Genomic DNA, 15,599 nt, shown 5'->3' on the forward strand with positions numbered 1-15,599 from the left:
TTCTTTATATGATTAAGTTGCGTTTTGAGTATTATAAAGTAAAGCCTGGGCAATCCCGGTAAAGTATTCCGATTCTCTGATAATATGGACTAAGACCACCTTCGCGGTAGGATTGCCGCTGACGGCGGCACTTTCGTTTTTGATTTGTTCACACAGCCTGATAAAGGACAGGCTCTCCTGCAGGCAGTACGATACCAGCTGGATGACATGCTGGTGCAATTCATTGGTCACATTGGCACCTGAACGAATGACTGTTTCAATGTAGCGGACAACCTGCTGATGGGTTTCAGCTAATGCTGCCTCCCATTTTTTCAACGCATCAACAAACTCAGGCTCGAGCCCCTTCACCAACTCGCGGATAACAACGGTATGTTCTTCCTCCTGATGCTTCCAAAATTCCGCCTCGTCTAAAATTCTTAACGGCATTTGCTGCCCGTAGTAAAATTGCATTGACATCCCCTCCCCTGACAATCTATGGGATGGGCTTTTAAATTATTCGCACATTCCTGGTACGAAAATGGTAAAATGAGAAAAAGTCATTTTGAGGTTATAAATATGAGTTTAATTGGTAGTCAATATCTCAGAAGCGTTCGATTAATGAGAAAGGAATTACCCTCATCCAATCGGTACCCTTTTAATCTGTCGTGCATAAAAAATTGGCATGAACTATTTTTTCATCCAAAGGTTACTTTTCTTGTCGGGGAAAACGGCATGGGTAAATCCACATTATTAGAGGCCGTTGCGGTCGCACTTGGCTTTAATCCGGAAGGCGGTTCCTTCAATTTTAATTTTTCCACCTATGACTCCCATTCAGAACTTGGGGATTATCTTAAAGTTATTAAAGGCGCAGAAAAACCGCGGGATGGTTTTTTCCTAAGAGCGGAAAGCTTTTATAATGTGGCTTCTAATATTGAAGAGATGGACCGTGAAATCCTTGGTGGGCGGGTGATTGACTCTTTCGGGGGTATTTCTCTGCATGAACAGTCTCATGGTGAGGCTTTTTTTGCCACGTTCCTTCATCGTTTTCGCGGCAATGGAATCTATATTTTGGACGAGCCGGAGGCAGCTCTATCACCCCTGAGGCAAATGTCAATGCTGACAAGGATTCATGATTTGGTGAATGAACACTCCCAGTTTATTATTGCGACCCATTCACCAATTATCATGGCATACCCTGATGCTAAAATTTTCGAGTTCACTGAAGAAGGAATTACAGAAAGCCGACTTGAGAACACAAACCATTACCGGATTATGAAGCAGTTTTTTGAGGATAAAAATAGGATGCTGCATCATTTATTGAATAAATAAATTTCAAATTTTTCGCTTTTACCGTGTTTCGTACCTCTTCTATGTGACCGTTTTTCTAATTCACTACCATTTCGGTCACGTAGACTGCTTTCTACGTGACCGTTTTTCCAGTTCAACCGCCGTTTCGGGCACGTAGCTCCCTTCTACGTGACTGTTTTCTAGTTCAACCGCCGTTTCGGGCACGTAGCTCCCTTCTACGCGACCGTTTTTCTAGTTCAACCGCAATTTCGGTCACGTAGCCCCCTTCTACGTGACCGTTTTTCTAGTTCAACCGCCGTTTCGGTCACGTAGCTCCCTTCTACGTGACCGTTTTTCTAGTTCAACCGCCGTTTCGGGCACGTAGCTCCTTTCTACGTGACCATTTTTCTAGTTCAACCGCCGTTTCGGGCACGTAGCTCCTTTCTACGTGACCATTTTTCTAGTTCAACCGCCGTTTCGGTCACGTAGCTCCCTTCTACGTGACCGTTTTTCTAGTTCAACCGCCGTTTCGGGCACGTAGCTCCCTTCTACGTGACCGTTTTTCTAGTTCAACCGCCGTTTCGGGTACGTAGCTCCTTTCTACGTGACCATTTTTCTAGTTCAACCGCCGTTTCGGGCACGTAGCTCCCTTCTACGTGATCGTTTTTCTAGTTCAACCGCCGTTTTAGGCACATAGACATCTTCCACGTGACTGTTTTTTCCAGTTTTAAATAATATTTTTCCCATAAAAAATCTCGTCCATTTCAAACTTAATTCGCTCCGTAATTTCTATAACCTCATCAGGTGACAATCTATCTTTTGTATAGCCAAATAAATAATGATTAAGGTCAAATTCCCTCAGCTTACATTTGGTGTGAAAAATGTTCTCTTGATAGACATTCACGTCAATCATATCAAACATTTCGCCGACGTCCTCAGGAATATAATTTTGGATGGAGCTAATTTCATGATCAATGAACAGCTTATATCCATCCTTATCACGCGTAAAGCCTCGAACACGGTAATCGATTGTCATCACGTCCGTTTCAAAGGAACGGATTAAATAATGGAGCGCCTTAAGAGGCGAAATCTCTCCGCATGTAGAAACATCTATGTCTGCTCGAAATGTGCTGATTCCCTCGTCAGGATGATATTCAGGGTATGTATGAACCGTAATATGACTTTTATCTAATTGGAGGACTACAGATTCCATCAACGGACCAGGTGATTCCTCAAAGATTTCAGACGGCGCATTTTCAACCGGGCCTTCCGATACTAAGATCGTGACACTTGCTCCCGCAGGCTCGAAATCCTGACTCGCGATGTTTAATACATGTGCTCCTATAATGTCTGCTACATCCTTTAATATCCCAGTTAACCGCTCGGCACTGTATTGCTCATCGATATATTTTAAATATGCTTCCCTCTCTTCTCTTGTTCTCGTATAACAAATATCATACATATTAAAACTTAATGATTTCGTCAAATTATTAAAGCCGTGTAATTCGATGCGTTGTTGATGTGTTAATTTCATTTCACTTCCCCCTAAAGACCTTTTTCGCTTATAAATAATTTTAATTTACCCATTAATCCTCATTTTTATGGGAATTATCAATTAGAAACAGGTGCAAAGTGTTGCCACTGTTTTATTATTTTGAAGAAAACCCTAATTTTTTTCAAATTTCGGAGGAAAATAATTGAAGGATTGACAATGAGGTGAAGAAATGAAAAAAAGGTTTTTGATTGTATTGATATTCCTAATACTAATGCCGAACCTTGCGAGAGCAGAACCAATAAGCAACAAGGTGAAGGTTGCATTTGTAAGGGATGGTTTTCTCTGGACAAAGATAGATGGAAAGGAAGAGAAAATTACAAAAGAGCCGGCAAAATATCCATATCCGCCCCAATGGTCTCATGATGGCAAATGGATTGTGTATCAAGTGGAACCTAAAGAGAAACTTAGTCCTAATGTAGAATTCCAGACGGAGATTTGGGTATACAATCAAGAAACGAAAAAACATAAGAGAATAACTCTAGATGGCACTAATCCGAAATGGTCCCCAGTGGAAAACCTTGTTGCTTTTAAAAGCGGCGGTGTCTTAAATGTCTCGAATCTTGAATCTTTTTATAATATTGCCCTAGGTGTGGGAGACTACAATTGGTTTCCGGATGGACGGTCCTTCATCACAAGCTCAGGGGCTTCCCTAAGGCCTGATGGATGGACCAACCCTGTTCTCTATAAGATTGGGCTTGAAAGGAATTTAGACAAAATCACCAGCCTCACTAAAAATGTGAACAAGTTTTACACCATTCCCAGTGAATTGAAAAAAGGGGACGTCAGTTTGTTAGCAATTGATGCGACCGATTTCAAATTTTCTCCTGATGGAAAATGGATTTCCTTTGTGGTTAGCCCTACTGCCTCTTGGTCAATGGATAGCAATTTGGTTTGTGTTATCTCGTCCGATGGGCAAACTGTCGAAGTTTTAGACGAAATTATTTGGGAAGTGGGGACACCAAAATGGGCGTTTCTACAAAATCGGATTGGATATATTGCGGGAGGCGGGAGAATTGTCTCCGGCTTTAAGAACAAAGATATGAAGGTCACAGACCTGCCTGCCTTTCAAACCACCAGCCTGACACCAGCCCATTTTGCAGAATTAGGCTTCACTTGGAAGGATGACCATTCTCTTTATGTATCAAGGGTAAAAGAAAGCGAATGGTCAAATAACCCAAAACAGCGGCCTGATCCCTCGTTATTCATTATAAAAATCGGTGATTCATCACAGAAACAAATTACCTATCCGCCAAAGGACTATGGAGATTACGATCCAATATATCTTCCGACAGCTGGTAAACTAACTTGGCTGCGTTATCAAGATATAGCCATGACAACAAGAGATTTATGGATTTCAGACCCTGATGGCAAAAACGCCAAGGTATGGATTAAAAACGTCGGGGGCTATGCTTTTTTCGAATAGAAAACCTTATTTATAATAATTATAATTTAGTATTGATTATAATATTAAATATGTTATAATTAAAACAGATAGAAAAACAGGAGGAATGCTAAATGACACTGGAGAAAGTTCTTAACCAACAAATCGCAAACTGGAATGTATTATATACAAAGCTTCATCGTTTTCACTGGTATGTAAAAGGGCATCACTTCTTTACATTGCATGCTAAATTTGAGGAATTATATGAAGAAGCATCAGCAACCATTGATGAATTTGCCGAGCAATTACTAGCCATCGGGGGCAGCCCCGTTTCAACTTTGAAAGAATACTTGGAATTGGCAACAATCAAGGAAACAACCGAAACTTTAAATGCTGAAGAAATGGTTCAATCAATTGTAAAGGACTTCACACAAATCATTGATGAACTTCAAGATGGAATGGAAACTGCTGAACAAAAAAATGACGAAGTAACCAGCGATATGTTCCTAGGTCTGAAAGGTAAACTTGAGAAACATAACTGGATGTTAAAAGCCTATTTAGGTGCATAATCAATAAAAAGAGGACAAGGCATAATTGCTTTGTCCTCTTTCTATCAAGGTTTATAATTTATTCCCAGCGATGAAATAATCATCAATAATGTAAAAATGAGCAGAAAGATGTTAAGGGAAAGTCCCCAGATGGCATACAATCTCGATCTTTTTAATGTAAATAGACCAATGACTCCAAGAAAAAATCCCACAATCGGCAGCTGAATAATAAAGACTCCAGGGAATACTTTTTCTTTTATTAACAGAGCCACATTTAAACCGGCTAATGATATAAGTGCAACCAAAAAAGAAAGAAATCCTGATATGGTGGGGAGTCGTCTATCCCCCCTTTTTTTCTTTACTCCCAGTTCCATAGTTTCACTTCCCCCACTTTCAACGCGCGAATTTCCTTTATGTTTTGCAGTTTTCTTAATTCTTCTGTTGGGCCAGTGATAACAGCTCCATAAACATTTATACCTTGTTTTTTAATATAGGCCAGCCGACTTTTAAGGGCTAATGATTTGGCACGAGCCACTTTTTCAGCAACCGGTTGATTTTTCTCGAGCAGTGATAAAATGTCCAAGAACACTTCTTCATTTGTTTGGTCATAGGATCTAAATGGAGACCATATGGTTGGATCATACTGTGCTGGGTAGCCGAGCGGCGTAATTGGCACCCCTCCTTTATCTACCTGGGCAGCTTCCATTCCCGTATCAACAGCCAGCCAACGAAGCTCCATATTTTTTGGCAAATGCTTTTGTAACACATCCGGCTTCATTAATTCGTTTAATGACACATAGACTTCAGCAACTGTTCCGTCCGGCAGCTTATTTAAAATGTCCCATTGATCTGTTTGATTAAATGGAATGGAGGCCTTCGGGTGAAACAACACTTCGGTTTCCTTGTCAGGAATTTCAGGCAGTGGACGGTCTAAAAGCATATTCTTCTTTGGAAAATTAGGATGGTCTAGAAAAAAATCAATTTCATAGTTTCCCGCCCGATAATCCTCTTTGCCGATTCGTTTAAAAACATCAAAAGTGATATTCATTGAAAAAAAGCCAACTTCGTCTTCCAGCTTTAATTTCTCCAAACCCATATTAGGTTCAGTAACATATATCGTTTTTGTGACCACATCAATTAGGTGATCCGCACGGCCGCCGATTGCATAATACAAATAGGTTGTTAAAGTCATGATAGGAACGATTAGTAATAGAATGGCAAGGCTGATCATAATATTTGTTCTTCGTGCCATATTTTTTCCGATTGTCACAATTTCAGTTTGACTTTTTTTAGAATAAGATTGTATTTCACTTACTTCATTCAGTGTTTCGTTTAGAAGTTTCTGATAATCATCTTCAAATTGATTCTTATCTTCGCTCATCTAACTACTTCCTTTCTTTCACTTTTTCCATAACTTTTTTCCGTCCCCTATGTAAATGGCTTTTCAGTGTATTTAAGTTCATTTCCAAAATTTCTGCCGCCTCACTGTAAGAAAGCTGGTGTAAATCGCATAGCAGCAGAACATGCTTTTCCTGTTCCTTTAATGAGTGAATATCATTAATCAATAATTGAAAACTCTCTTTTTCCAGCAATCTTTTTTCCGGCGTTTCTTTAGATGAATGCGGCTCCTCCTTCGGTTCCTGAATGACAAACCGTTTATTTTTCCTTAGCAAATCAATGAAGGCATGGTAGGCGACCTTAAACAGCCACGCGCGGATATTCGAGATTTCATAGTCCTCTAGATGTAAATAGGCTCGGTAAAAGGATTCTTGAACCAAATCCTCAGCGATAAAATGATCCTTTGAAAGGGAGTAAAGATATCTGTATAAATCATTTACATTGTCGCGGTATACTTGATCTAACTCCAACTTTGTTCCCCCTTTCACCATAACCACGTTTAACGATAGCAAAAGGTTGCAGTTTTGGAAAATTTTTTAATTTCCAAACAAAAAATAAAAGCAGCCCAAATTGAGCTGCTTCATGTCACCTGATAACTTTTTAATAATTCTACTTCTTCATCCTTCAGTTCCCGGTATTCCCCGAGTTCAAGTGTTTCATCAAGTTGCAAGGGTCCCATTGAAATGCGCTGTAAATAAACGACTCTTTTGCCCACAGCTTCGAACATTCTTTTCACTTGGTGAAACTTCCCTTCGGTAATCGTCAACTCGATGTCTGAGCGGATACCGGATTTTATGATTTTCAGTTCGCCTGGCTTGGTCAAATATCCATCATCTAGGACCACACCTTTTGCGAAGGCCTTCACATCGTCCTCTGTTACCTCACGATCAATTACCGCAAAATAAGTTTTCGGAACATGCTTTTTCGGAGACAATAGCCGGTGTGCCAATTGACCGTCATTCGTAATCAACAGCAAGCCCTCCGTGTCCTTGTCGAGGCGGCCGACAGGAAACGGTTCATACACCTGATCCTCAAGTTCCAACAAGTCAATCACTGTCTCATCAGCGTTATCCTCAGTTGCAGATATAACTCCTGGAGGCTTGTTCATCATTAAATAGATAAATTCTTTGTATTCAATCACTTCACCGTTTAATGTCACGGTTTGTGTATTTGGATCCACATGCTGCTTGGCATCCTTGATGACAACATCATCTACTTTAACTGCGCCATTTTTCAGAAGCTGTTTGACTTCCTTACGGCTGCCAAAGCCAAGATTGGCGAGCATTTTATCAATTCTCAACAGCTTTTCTCCTTCCAAATAATTTTAATTTGGATAGTAGACGGTCTACTCTATTTCCAAATAAGCGGCGGGCCAGACCTGATTTTAATCCAAGGTAAAAATAAATACCAGCGCCAACGGCTGCACTTATTAAAATAATGGCCACAGATTGAACCTTTGATTCTGGTGATAAAAATAACAATAAAACTCGATAAACAACCTCGGTGCCAACCCACATCAGTCCGGCAAAAATGGCAATCAATAAGCTTCTCCGCCAAACCAGCCGGAAAGGATATTTGGCAAATTTCTTAATGACAATGATATTAATGATTATGGAGGCTGAGTAGCCAAGTGTTGTTGCCAACACCGCCCCTTTTATTTCCATCAGCTCAATCAGTGGTATATTTAAGGTTAATTTGATTAATAAGCCGACAAGCAAACTCAATATCGTAAAACGCTGTTCATTGATTCCTTGCAGGATTGCGGCTGTTACAGAGTAAAGCGAAAACAATATCGCAACGGGCGCATATGTGCTTAAAACTCCCGCGCCCAATAAATTATGTTCATAAAACGCCGTATAGACAGGCTCAGCCAGCAAGGAAAGCCCGATTGCTGCCGGCAACGTCAAAAACAAAAGCACTTGAAAGGTTTGGTTCAACTGATGATTTAAACTTTTTCCATTCCCCTCCACAAATGCCTTTGTGATGCTTGGGACAAGCGCCAAGGAAAAGCCTGTTGCCAAAGAAACAGGGATAATGACGATTTTATGCGATTCAAAATTCAAAATAGAAAAATATGCTTCTGCCACTTTCTTTTTCCCAATCGCTTCCATGGCTTGGGTAAAAGTAAATTGATCGATCGCCTGGAATAAAGGATTGGCAATCCCCACCAAAACGAACGGGAAGGCAGAAATAAAAATTTCCTTATAGATTTCCTTAATGGAGATGTCCATTGTTCCTTTATCATGGGTAAGAAGCTCGTCTAAGTAGGGCTTTCTCTTATACCAATACCAGAATAAAACAAGTAAGCCGCCGATAGCCCCGGTAAAGGCAGCAAAAGTTGCAACACTGACGGCGGTAACCATTTTTCCATGAAAAACTTGAAGGACGATATAGGCTCCCAAAAGCGTAAAGGTAATCCTGACAATTTGCTCGACAACTTGTGAAAGAGCCGACGGTCCCATTGACTGATGTCCCTGAAAGTATCCTCTGATCAGACTCATGAACGGAACGACAATTAAAGCGAAGCTGACGGCGCGCATGACGGTCGTCACATTTTCTAAATCCGCTTTTTCATCGCCAATACTCATTTCTGCCAACATTGGCGCGGCAAGATACATGATTAAAAAAGCAACAATACCGGTAGTCAGCATTATAATCAATCCAGATTTAAACAGCTTCCTGCCAACCGCATACTCTTCGAGTGCATTATATTTGGAAATAAATTTAGAAACAGCCAGCGGAACTCCGGCCGTTGCAATACTAATAAAAATGGTATATGGGACATACGAAAATTGGTAAAGAACTGTCCCTTCCCGGCCAACTATTTGAAAGAATGGAATAACATAAATAAGTCCGAGAATTTTTGACAGAATTGTTCCAACCGTTAATATAAAGGTTCCTCTTAATAGCTTAGATTGCATAGAATCCCTTCCTGCTTGCAGAAATACGAGCACATATTTTTTAAATGTAGGCAAAAAAATTCGACGTTTTTTGCACACTATTGATAGTTTACAACTTCTTCTCCTTCGATGCTACTCACAACCAAAGCAAATTTGTGAAAAGTCGTTTATTTTCCTTATGATATGCTTATAATGAAGTGAATATATTTTAAGTTGGTGTATATATGGAATTTGATTGTATAGTCATAGGCGGCGGGCCATCAGGACTCATGGCAGCCATCGCTGCAGGTGAAAAAGGCGCAAAAGTATTGTTAATTGATAAAGGGGACAAACTTGGCCGAAAGCTTGCCATTTCCGGCGGTGGGCGCTGCAATGTCACGAATCGCCTGCCCGTTGAAGAAATCATTAAGCATATTCCAGGAAACGGCAAGTTTTTATATAGTGCTTTTTCGATTTTTAATAATGAAGATATCATCCGCTTCTTCGAAGGATTGGGAATTGTCTTAAAGGAAGAAGACCATGGGCGGATGTTCCCGGTAACAGACAAAGCCCAGTCAGTCGTCGATGCACTGTTAACTCAATTAGAAAAATTACAGGTCAAAATATTTAAAAACTGCGCTGTCGCCGAGGTCCTATATGAAAACGGACAAACCGCAGGAGTCTTGTTAAGGGACGGACAAACGATTACCGCGAAATCGGTTGTAATTGCAGTTGGAGGCAAATCGGTTCCCCATACAGGGTCAACCGGGGATGGCTATTCCTGGGCAGAGAAAGCCGGCCATACCATTACAGATTTATTCCCAACCGAAGTGCCAGTAACTTCTGCTGAGCCTTTTATTAAAAATAAAACCCTCCAAGGTTTGTCATTGCGGGATATTGAATTAAGTGTTTTAAACCCAAAAGGAAAACCCTTAATTTCCCACCGAATGGACATGATTTTTACCCATTTTGGCATCAGTGGGCCGGCCGTTCTTCGCTGCAGCCAGTTTATTGTCAAGGCGATGAAAAAGTGGAATTTAACCCAGGTAACAGTGAGTCTCGATGCTGTCCCTGACCGCAACGAGGAAGAGATTTTTCAAGAGATTATGAAGCTTGTAAAAGCCGAACCGAAAAAAAGCATCAAAAATACGTTAAAAGGATTATTACCCGAACGGTACCTGTTATTTCTGCTCGAACAAAACGAGATTGATACTTCGGCGCAGGGCGGAACGATTGCTCACGAAAAAATTCGCAGTTTCGCCAAGAGCTGCAAGCAGTTCGAATTTAAAGTGAATGGAACGCTCTCAATCGAAAAGGCATTCGTTACAGGCGGCGGTGTCTCTGTCAAAGAAATAGACCCAAAAACGATGGGTTCCAAGCTTATGAATGGTTTATATTTTTGCGGAGAAATCCTTGATATCCACGGATATACGGGTGGATACAATATTACTTCTGCACTTGTTACTGGAAGACTGGCCGGGACCAATGCAGCCCTTTGCGCCAAATAAAAATGGGCCTGATTCTTCATGTCAGGCCCGATAAATAATCATCGCCGAAAAACAATAAATTTGATCCTCTTCTTCTTCTTCCTGGAAAGCAGCGACATTATATTTAATATCCAAGAGACTTTTTTCATCCAATCCCCTTAAAAAGCGATTCATTTCCTTCTCCAAATCCTTCTCATGTTCACGGTCAAACAGCTTTACCTGAATCATTGGACTCTCCCTTTCTTTTTTTCTATCATTATGACCATTTTTTCAAAATTTTAAAAATTAACTCCCGACCAAAAATTAAGATGAAGTTAAGGTTAAGCCTATACACTTCTTTTTGTAGGTTACTTCAGAAAGGAGCGATTCACTTGGATAAAAAACAAAAGATAACTTGGGGAACATAATTGTAAAAATAAAATTACTCAAATCTACTCAAAATAGCTCATTTTGGTTAGATTATTTTATTTACCAATGATTGGTGTAATATAGTTGATATCACAAACGTACGTTTGGTATAATATTTACAAGGAGGTGAAATTACGGATGATTTACAATCATAAAATCGCTCTTCAGCTCACAATGGAACAACAACTGGCATTGGATGGTCAAAGCAGAAAGTGCAATTGACTTTACAATCAACTTTTAGACTTATGCCAACAAGACTATCAAGCTGGCAATGAAAAAAGGTTGATGAAAGGAAGAAACCTCCGCAATCAGGTTCCGATTTATAAAGCGGCTTATCCATTTCTGAAAACAGTTCATTCATCTCCACTCAAAAATACCGCTTTACGATTAAAGGATGCTTATGATGGATTTTTTCAACACGGACGCGGATTTCCCAATCACCGGTCATGGAAGAAGAAATGGTTTTCTCTTTATTATGATGAACCGAAAAAGGGATTCAAATTGTTGAACCCGACCACACTAAGGTTATCTTTTGGTAAAAATGAAGAGAACAAGCAAATCATGCATGTCGTGCAGCTCCATGAACCCCTTCACCTTAACAATGAAATAGTAAAAACCCTCCGCGTTACCAAAAATCACCAACGTTATTATGCTATTTTTACCGTGGAACGCCAAAGCCCCACATTAAATGAACAAAAGACATGGATTGCCTTTGACCCAAACCACAAAAATTTAATGATCGGCATTGACCACGAAGGAAAAACATTTGAATTTAAGAATCTCCCGCAATTAAAGTATTGGGACCAAGTGATTGATCAATTAAAATCCAAACGGGATCAGTGTCAAAAGAAATCGCGCTACATTAAAACAGAACATTCGGGTTATTGGAAACCAAGCCGCAGTTGGGAAAGGTTCAACCAGGCATTAGAAAAGGCATATCACACTAGGCGAGAACAGGTGAAGCAAACGTTATATGCCATTGTCCATTGGACTGCCAAACGATACGATGAGGTTCTCATCGGGGATTACGTCCCTACTCTCAATGTGGCAAAGTATCAAACGATGCACCGTGCCATGCTTAACCAAACACCTGTTGGAAAATTAAGGCACACGTTGGAATGGGTTCAGCAAAAGTCTGGGAAACATTATAAGATTGTAGATGAATCCAATACAACAAAGGCATGTTCTGACTGTGGACATCTTGAGAAGAAAACCCCCAATATCCGAATCTTTACATGCGACCATTGTGGAAATACGTTTAACCGAGATATAAATAGCTCGGTAAACATCGCCAAAAAAGGAAATAAAACATTGCCTGGCTCGGGCTATATCGGATTGGAAGATCCGATGTATACTGTGGCGTGGTGTTTTCAACAATCTAAGATAAAACAACAACTCACTTCACAGATGAATCAAAATAAAATCGTGAAGATCTAACCCTGATTATATCAAAATACTCAAATTTGGGTAATTTTGGGTAGACAAGGGAGAGCGGAGTTAGCTTTGGGAGTTTAGCATTAGTAGCTTGGAGGATGTAATATACCTGGGATTTTCAAACAATGGCAATCAATTTTCCGCTAATCAGATGGACTATGATGGGTTCGGATTTTCAAATCACTATTATAGAAGCTGTAAACCTTCTTCCATTTATGGTGTTTGGGATTTTGCTATTAAAAGATAAAAAGGAACTTGACGCTCCATATTCATAAAAAAACCGATTCCAAAAAGGAATCGGTTATTCTGTTTCACCCGTCCACTCAAGCATGCCGCCCACCATGTTGCGGACCTTATATCCTTGCTCGTGCAGGTAATGGCAAACATTTCCACTTCGGCCGCTGGAACGGCAGATAAATATATATTCTTTGTCTTTATCAAAATAATCGAGATGTGCCGGGATATCGCCCATTTTGATATGCTTGGCACCTGGAATCATGCCCATAGCAACCTCGTGGTCTTCCCTGACATCCACCATTTCAGGCTTTTCTCCTACTTCAAGCTTCTTTTTCAATTCCTCAGTAGTGATCGTTTTGATTTCTTCCATCTTATCCATCCCCTTCAAAAGAGGCTGCCCCAAGGACAGCCTCCTATAATATTAGTTAGCGACAATGTTCACAAGTTTTCCTGGTACCGTGATAACCTTGCGGACGGTTTTTCCTTCAATCTGTTCCTTTACGCGGTCATCATCCATTGCGATACCTTCAAGAGCTTCCTTGCTGGCATCAGTTGGAACTAACAGTTTTGCTTTTACTTTACCGTTAACCTGAATCACGATTTCAACTTCGTTATCCACTAACTTCGCTTCATCATATGCAGGCCATGCTTCATAGGAAATTGTATTAGTATGACCTAATTTTTCCCAAAGTTCCTCAGCAATATGCGGTGCCACTGGTGAAAGAAGCTTGACGAGGCCTTCGATGAAATGCTTTGGCAGAACAGTTGCTTTATACGCTTCGTTAATGAATACCATCATCTGAGAGATTGCGGTGTTAAAGCGTAATCCTTCGTAATCCTCGGTCACTTTCTTCACTGTTTGATGGTAGACTTTTTCAAGGCTGGATGCCTCTTCGTTTGGCTGAATTTTCGGATTCAACTCACCGTTTTCCTCCACCAGCAAACGCCAGATTCGATCAAGGAAGCGGCGGGATCCATCCAAACCGTTTGTGGACCAAGCGATTGAAGCATCAAGCGGTCCCATAAACATCTCGTATAGGCGAAGCGTATCTGCACCGTGGGTATTGACGATGTCATCCGGATTGACGACGTTCCCTTTGGATTTACTCATTTTTTCATTATTTTCACCAAGAATCATTCCTTGATTAAACAGCTTTTGGAACGGTTCCTTGGTTGACACTACGCCGATATCATACAAGAACTTGTGCCAGAAGCGTGCGTACAGCAAGTGAAGTACGGCATGCTCGGCACCGCCGATGTAAATATCAACTGGAAGCCATTGCTTTAATTTTTCCGGTGAAGCCAAAGCTTCCTTATTGTCTGGATCAATATAGCGCAAGAAGTACCAGCAGCTGCCAGCCCACTGCGGCATCGTGTTGGTTTCACGGCGGCCCTTTTTGCCTGTGACTGGGTCAACTACATTTACCCAATCCTCAATATTAGCAAGCGGCGATTCACCTGTTCCGGACGGTCTGATTTCGGTTGTTTTTGGCAGCATTAATGGAAGCTCTTCATCCGGTACGGCTGTCATGGTGCCGTCTTCCCATTGAATAATTGGAATCGGTTCACCCCAATAACGCTGGCGGCTAAACAACCAATCGCGTAGACGGAAGGTTACCTTTTTCGTGCCGATTCCCTTTTCCTCAAGCCAGGAAATCATCTTTTTAATCGCATCTACTTTGTTCAAACCATTTAAAAAGTCGGAATTGACGTGATCTCCATCACCTGTATAAGCCTCTTTTTCAACATCGCCGCCAGCAACAACTTCTTTAATTGGCAGGTCGAATTTTTTCGCAAATTCATAGTCTCGTTCGTCGTGCGCAGGAACAGCCATAATCGCACCGGTACCGTAGCTGACTAATACATAATCGGCAATCCAGATTGGCATTTTCTCACCATTTGTAGGATTGATTGCGTAGGCTCCAGTGAATACCCCTGTTTTTTCCTTCGCAAGGTCGGTACGCTCAAGGTCACTCTTTGATTTTACTTTATCTAAATAAGCTTCAACAGCAGCCCGCTGTTCAGCTGTTGTAATCTTATCAACTAAAGCATGCTCAGGTGCAAGCACCGCATAAGTTGCACCAAATAGTGTATCAGGACGGGTAGTAAATACCGTGAAAGTTTCATTATGTCCATCGATTTGGAACGTAACCTCTGCACCCTCGGAACGGCCAATCCAGTTGCGTTGCATTTCTTTTAAGCTTTCTGGCCAGTCAAGTTCTTCAAGGTCTTCAAGCAGACGGTCTGCATAAGCAGTAATTTTTAAAATCCACTGTCTCATTGGACGGCGCTCAACCGGATGGCCGCCGCGTTCACTTTTTCCATCAATGACTTCTTCGTTGGCTAAAACAGTTCCAAGTGCCGGACACCAGTTGACCGGTACTTCATCAACATAGGCAAGACCTTTTTCCCATAGCTTCAAGAAAATCCATTGTGTCCATTTATAGTACTCAGGGTCTGTAGTATTGACTTCGCGGTCCCAGTCATAAGAAAAACCAAGAGACTTAATTTGTCTGCGAAATGTGTCAATGTTTTTCGCAGTAAATTCGGCCGGGTCATTGCCTGTATCTAGAGCGTATTGCTCAGCAGGCAGCCCGAATGCATCCCAGCCCATTGGGTGAAGGACATTATAGCCCTGCATCCGTTTCATCCGTGAAAGAATATCCGTTGCAGTATAACCTTCCGGGTGCCCCACATGCAGTCCGGCCCCTGACGGATATGGAAACATATCTAAAGCGTAGAATTTCCGTTTTCCCGGATCTTCGCTTGTTTTAAATGTTTTTTCTTCTTCCCATTTTTTTTGCCACTTCTTTTCGATTTGTTGATGATCGAAACTCATATCTGTAATCCTCCTTAAAAAATAAAAAACCTCTCATCCCCAACAGGGACGAGAGGACTGTATGTATCTTCCCGCGGTACCACCCACATTAGTGCAATGCACTCGCTTCATTAATCCTTAACGCGGAAAACGGCAAACATTACTTTTCATTCATGCCTGCAACTCCT

General features: G+C 41.1%; 15 protein-coding genes, 1 pseudogene and 1 other annotated feature (1 of these 17 running past the window's edge). Of the genes and pseudogenes, 6 read left to right on the forward strand and 10 right to left on the reverse strand.

Annotated features, from left to right (window positions below):
* Window positions 1-12 precede the first annotated feature (12 nt).
* A complete protein-coding gene (locus QNN06_RS25420; RefSeq protein WP_284036183.1) occupies window positions 13-450 on the reverse strand; it encodes a DUF2935 domain-containing protein in 438 nt (145 codons plus the stop codon).
* 105 nt (window positions 451-555) lie between these two features.
* Between QNN06_RS25420 and QNN06_RS25425 the strand changes: the two genes are divergently transcribed.
* Window positions 556-1,308 (forward strand): AAA family ATPase, encoded by a 753-nt coding sequence (locus QNN06_RS25425; RefSeq protein ID WP_213119858.1) that lies wholly within the window; start codon window positions 556-558, stop codon window positions 1,306-1,308.
* Window positions 1,309-1,993: 685 nt separating this feature from the next.
* On the opposite strand, the gene speD is transcribed toward QNN06_RS25425, so the two are convergent.
* Window positions 1,994-2,800 carry an adenosylmethionine decarboxylase gene (gene speD / locus QNN06_RS25430; RefSeq protein WP_213119857.1) on the reverse strand — a complete coding sequence of 269 codons (807 nt, stop codon included), beginning with the start codon at window positions 2,798-2,800 and terminating at the stop codon, window positions 1,994-1,996.
* 190 nt (window positions 2,801-2,990) lie between these two features.
* Here speD and QNN06_RS25435 point away from each other — a divergent pair, with 190 nt between their 5' ends.
* Together QNN06_RS25435 and QNN06_RS25440 are read left to right on the forward strand one after the other, a co-directional pair.
* On the forward strand, window positions 2,991-4,244 hold the full coding sequence (locus QNN06_RS25435) for a TolB family protein (RefSeq protein ID WP_284036184.1): 1,254 nt from the start codon (window positions 2,991-2,993) through the stop codon (window positions 4,242-4,244).
* A gap of 92 nt (window positions 4,245-4,336) precedes the next feature.
* Window positions 4,337-4,771 (forward strand): Dps family protein, encoded by a 435-nt coding sequence (locus QNN06_RS25440; RefSeq protein WP_284036185.1) that lies wholly within the window; start codon window positions 4,337-4,339, stop codon window positions 4,769-4,771.
* A 44-nt stretch (window positions 4,772-4,815) separates the two neighbouring features.
* On the opposite strand, the gene QNN06_RS25445 is transcribed toward QNN06_RS25440, so the two are convergent.
* The 5 genes from QNN06_RS25445 to QNN06_RS25465 all read right to left on the reverse strand — a co-directional run bounded on the left by QNN06_RS25445 (window position 4,816) and on the right by QNN06_RS25465 (window position 9,069).
* A complete protein-coding gene (locus tag QNN06_RS25445) occupies window positions 4,816-5,124 on the reverse strand; it encodes a hypothetical protein (RefSeq protein WP_213119854.1) in 309 nt (102 codons plus the stop codon).
* On the reverse strand, window positions 5,109-6,131 hold the full coding sequence (locus tag QNN06_RS25450) for an anti-sigma factor (RefSeq protein ID WP_284036186.1): 1,023 nt from the start codon (window positions 6,129-6,131) through the stop codon (window positions 5,109-5,111). The genes QNN06_RS25445 and QNN06_RS25450 overlap by 16 nt, the downstream gene beginning before the upstream one ends.
* Window positions 6,132-6,135: 4 nt before the next feature.
* Window positions 6,136-6,618: a sigma-70 family RNA polymerase sigma factor gene (locus QNN06_RS25455; RefSeq protein ID WP_284036187.1), complete on the reverse strand. Its 483-nt coding sequence runs from the start codon at window positions 6,616-6,618 to the stop codon at window positions 6,136-6,138.
* Window positions 6,619-6,728: 110 nt separating this feature from the next.
* Complete coding sequence (locus QNN06_RS25460; protein ID WP_284036188.1) at window positions 6,729-7,448, reverse strand: pseudouridine synthase; 720 nt, start codon at window positions 7,446-7,448, stop codon at window positions 6,729-6,731.
* Window positions 7,438-9,069, reverse strand: coding sequence for a putative polysaccharide biosynthesis protein (locus QNN06_RS25465; protein ID WP_284036189.1), 1,632 nt, complete (start codon window positions 9,067-9,069; stop codon window positions 7,438-7,440). Before QNN06_RS25465 ends, QNN06_RS25460 begins: the two co-directional genes overlap by 11 nt.
* Before the next feature lie 203 nt (window positions 9,070-9,272).
* Here QNN06_RS25465 and QNN06_RS25470 point away from each other — a divergent pair, with 203 nt between their 5' ends.
* Window positions 9,273-10,535 carry a BaiN/RdsA family NAD(P)/FAD-dependent oxidoreductase gene (locus tag QNN06_RS25470; RefSeq protein ID WP_213119849.1) on the forward strand — a complete coding sequence of 421 codons (1,263 nt, stop codon included), beginning with the start codon at window positions 9,273-9,275 and terminating at the stop codon, window positions 10,533-10,535.
* 21 nt (window positions 10,536-10,556) lie between these two features.
* Here the strand turns inward: QNN06_RS25470 and QNN06_RS25475 are convergent, their stop codons facing one another.
* Complete coding sequence (locus QNN06_RS25475; protein ID WP_213119848.1) at window positions 10,557-10,742, reverse strand: sporulation protein Cse60; 186 nt, start codon at window positions 10,740-10,742, stop codon at window positions 10,557-10,559.
* Between the two features lie 414 nt (window positions 10,743-11,156).
* Between QNN06_RS25475 and QNN06_RS25480 the strand changes: the two are divergent.
* Both QNN06_RS25480 and QNN06_RS25485 read left to right on the forward strand, forming a co-directional pair.
* Window positions 11,157-12,359 (forward strand): annotated as a pseudogene (locus tag QNN06_RS25480) (RNA-guided endonuclease InsQ/TnpB family protein); the annotation flags it as partial.
* Window positions 12,360-12,481: 122 nt separating this feature from the next.
* A complete protein-coding gene (locus tag QNN06_RS25485) occupies window positions 12,482-12,631 on the forward strand; it encodes a hypothetical protein (protein WP_284036190.1) in 150 nt (49 codons plus the stop codon).
* Window positions 12,632-12,657: 26 nt separating this feature from the next.
* Here QNN06_RS25485 and QNN06_RS25490 read toward each other — a convergent pair whose 3' ends face one another.
* Window positions 12,658-12,963: a rhodanese-like domain-containing protein gene (locus QNN06_RS25490; RefSeq protein WP_284036191.1), complete on the reverse strand. Its 306-nt coding sequence runs from the start codon at window positions 12,961-12,963 to the stop codon at window positions 12,658-12,660.
* Between the two features lie 51 nt (window positions 12,964-13,014).
* On the reverse strand, window positions 13,015-15,432 hold the full coding sequence (gene leuS, locus QNN06_RS25495; protein WP_213119846.1) for a leucine--tRNA ligase: 2,418 nt from the start codon (window positions 15,430-15,432) through the stop codon (window positions 13,015-13,017).
* A 41-nt stretch (window positions 15,433-15,473) separates the two neighbouring features.
* Window positions 15,474-15,599, reverse strand: a binding site (T-box leader) (it continues 95 nt past the right edge of the window).

It is taken from the genome of Neobacillus sp. 114, assembly GCF_030127045.1.
In the GTDB taxonomy this organism is placed as follows: domain Bacteria; phylum Bacillota; class Bacilli; order Bacillales; family Cytobacillaceae; genus Neobacillus; species Neobacillus rhizophilus.

Bases quoted from the DNA above. Each gene is read 5' to 3' on its own strand.
- QNN06_RS25450 (WP_284036186.1), bottom strand. From the start codon at position 6,131: ATGAGCGAAGATAAGAATCAATTTGAAGATGATTATCAGAAACTTCTA.
- QNN06_RS25475 (WP_213119848.1), bottom strand. From the start codon at position 10,742: ATGATTCAGGTAAAGCTGTTTGACCGTGAACATGAGAAGGATTTGGAG.
- speD (WP_213119857.1), bottom strand. From the start codon at position 2,800: ATGAAATTAACACATCAACAACGCATCGAATTACACGGCTTTAATAAT.
- QNN06_RS25420 (WP_284036183.1), bottom strand. From the start codon at position 450: ATGCAATTTTACTACGGGCAGCAAATGCCGTTAAGAATTTTAGACGAG.
- QNN06_RS25485 (WP_284036190.1), top strand. From the start codon at position 12,482: ATGGCAATCAATTTTCCGCTAATCAGATGGACTATGATGGGTTCGGAT.
- QNN06_RS25490 (WP_284036191.1), bottom strand. From the start codon at position 12,963: ATGGAAGAAATCAAAACGATCACTACTGAGGAATTGAAAAAGAAGCTT.
- leuS (WP_213119846.1), bottom strand. From the start codon at position 15,432: ATGAGTTTCGATCATCAACAAATCGAAAAGAAGTGGCAAAAAAAATGG.
- QNN06_RS25435 (WP_284036184.1), top strand. From the start codon at position 2,991: ATGAAAAAAAGGTTTTTGATTGTATTGATATTCCTAATACTAATGCCG.
- QNN06_RS25440 (WP_284036185.1), top strand. From the start codon at position 4,337: ATGACACTGGAGAAAGTTCTTAACCAACAAATCGCAAACTGGAATGTA.
- QNN06_RS25425 (WP_213119858.1), top strand. From the start codon at position 556: ATGAGTTTAATTGGTAGTCAATATCTCAGAAGCGTTCGATTAATGAGA.
- QNN06_RS25445 (WP_213119854.1), bottom strand. From the start codon at position 5,124: ATGGAACTGGGAGTAAAGAAAAAAAGGGGGGATAGACGACTCCCCACC.
- QNN06_RS25465 (WP_284036189.1), bottom strand. From the start codon at position 9,069: ATGCAATCTAAGCTATTAAGAGGAACCTTTATATTAACGGTTGGAACA.
- QNN06_RS25470 (WP_213119849.1), top strand. From the start codon at position 9,273: ATGGAATTTGATTGTATAGTCATAGGCGGCGGGCCATCAGGACTCATG.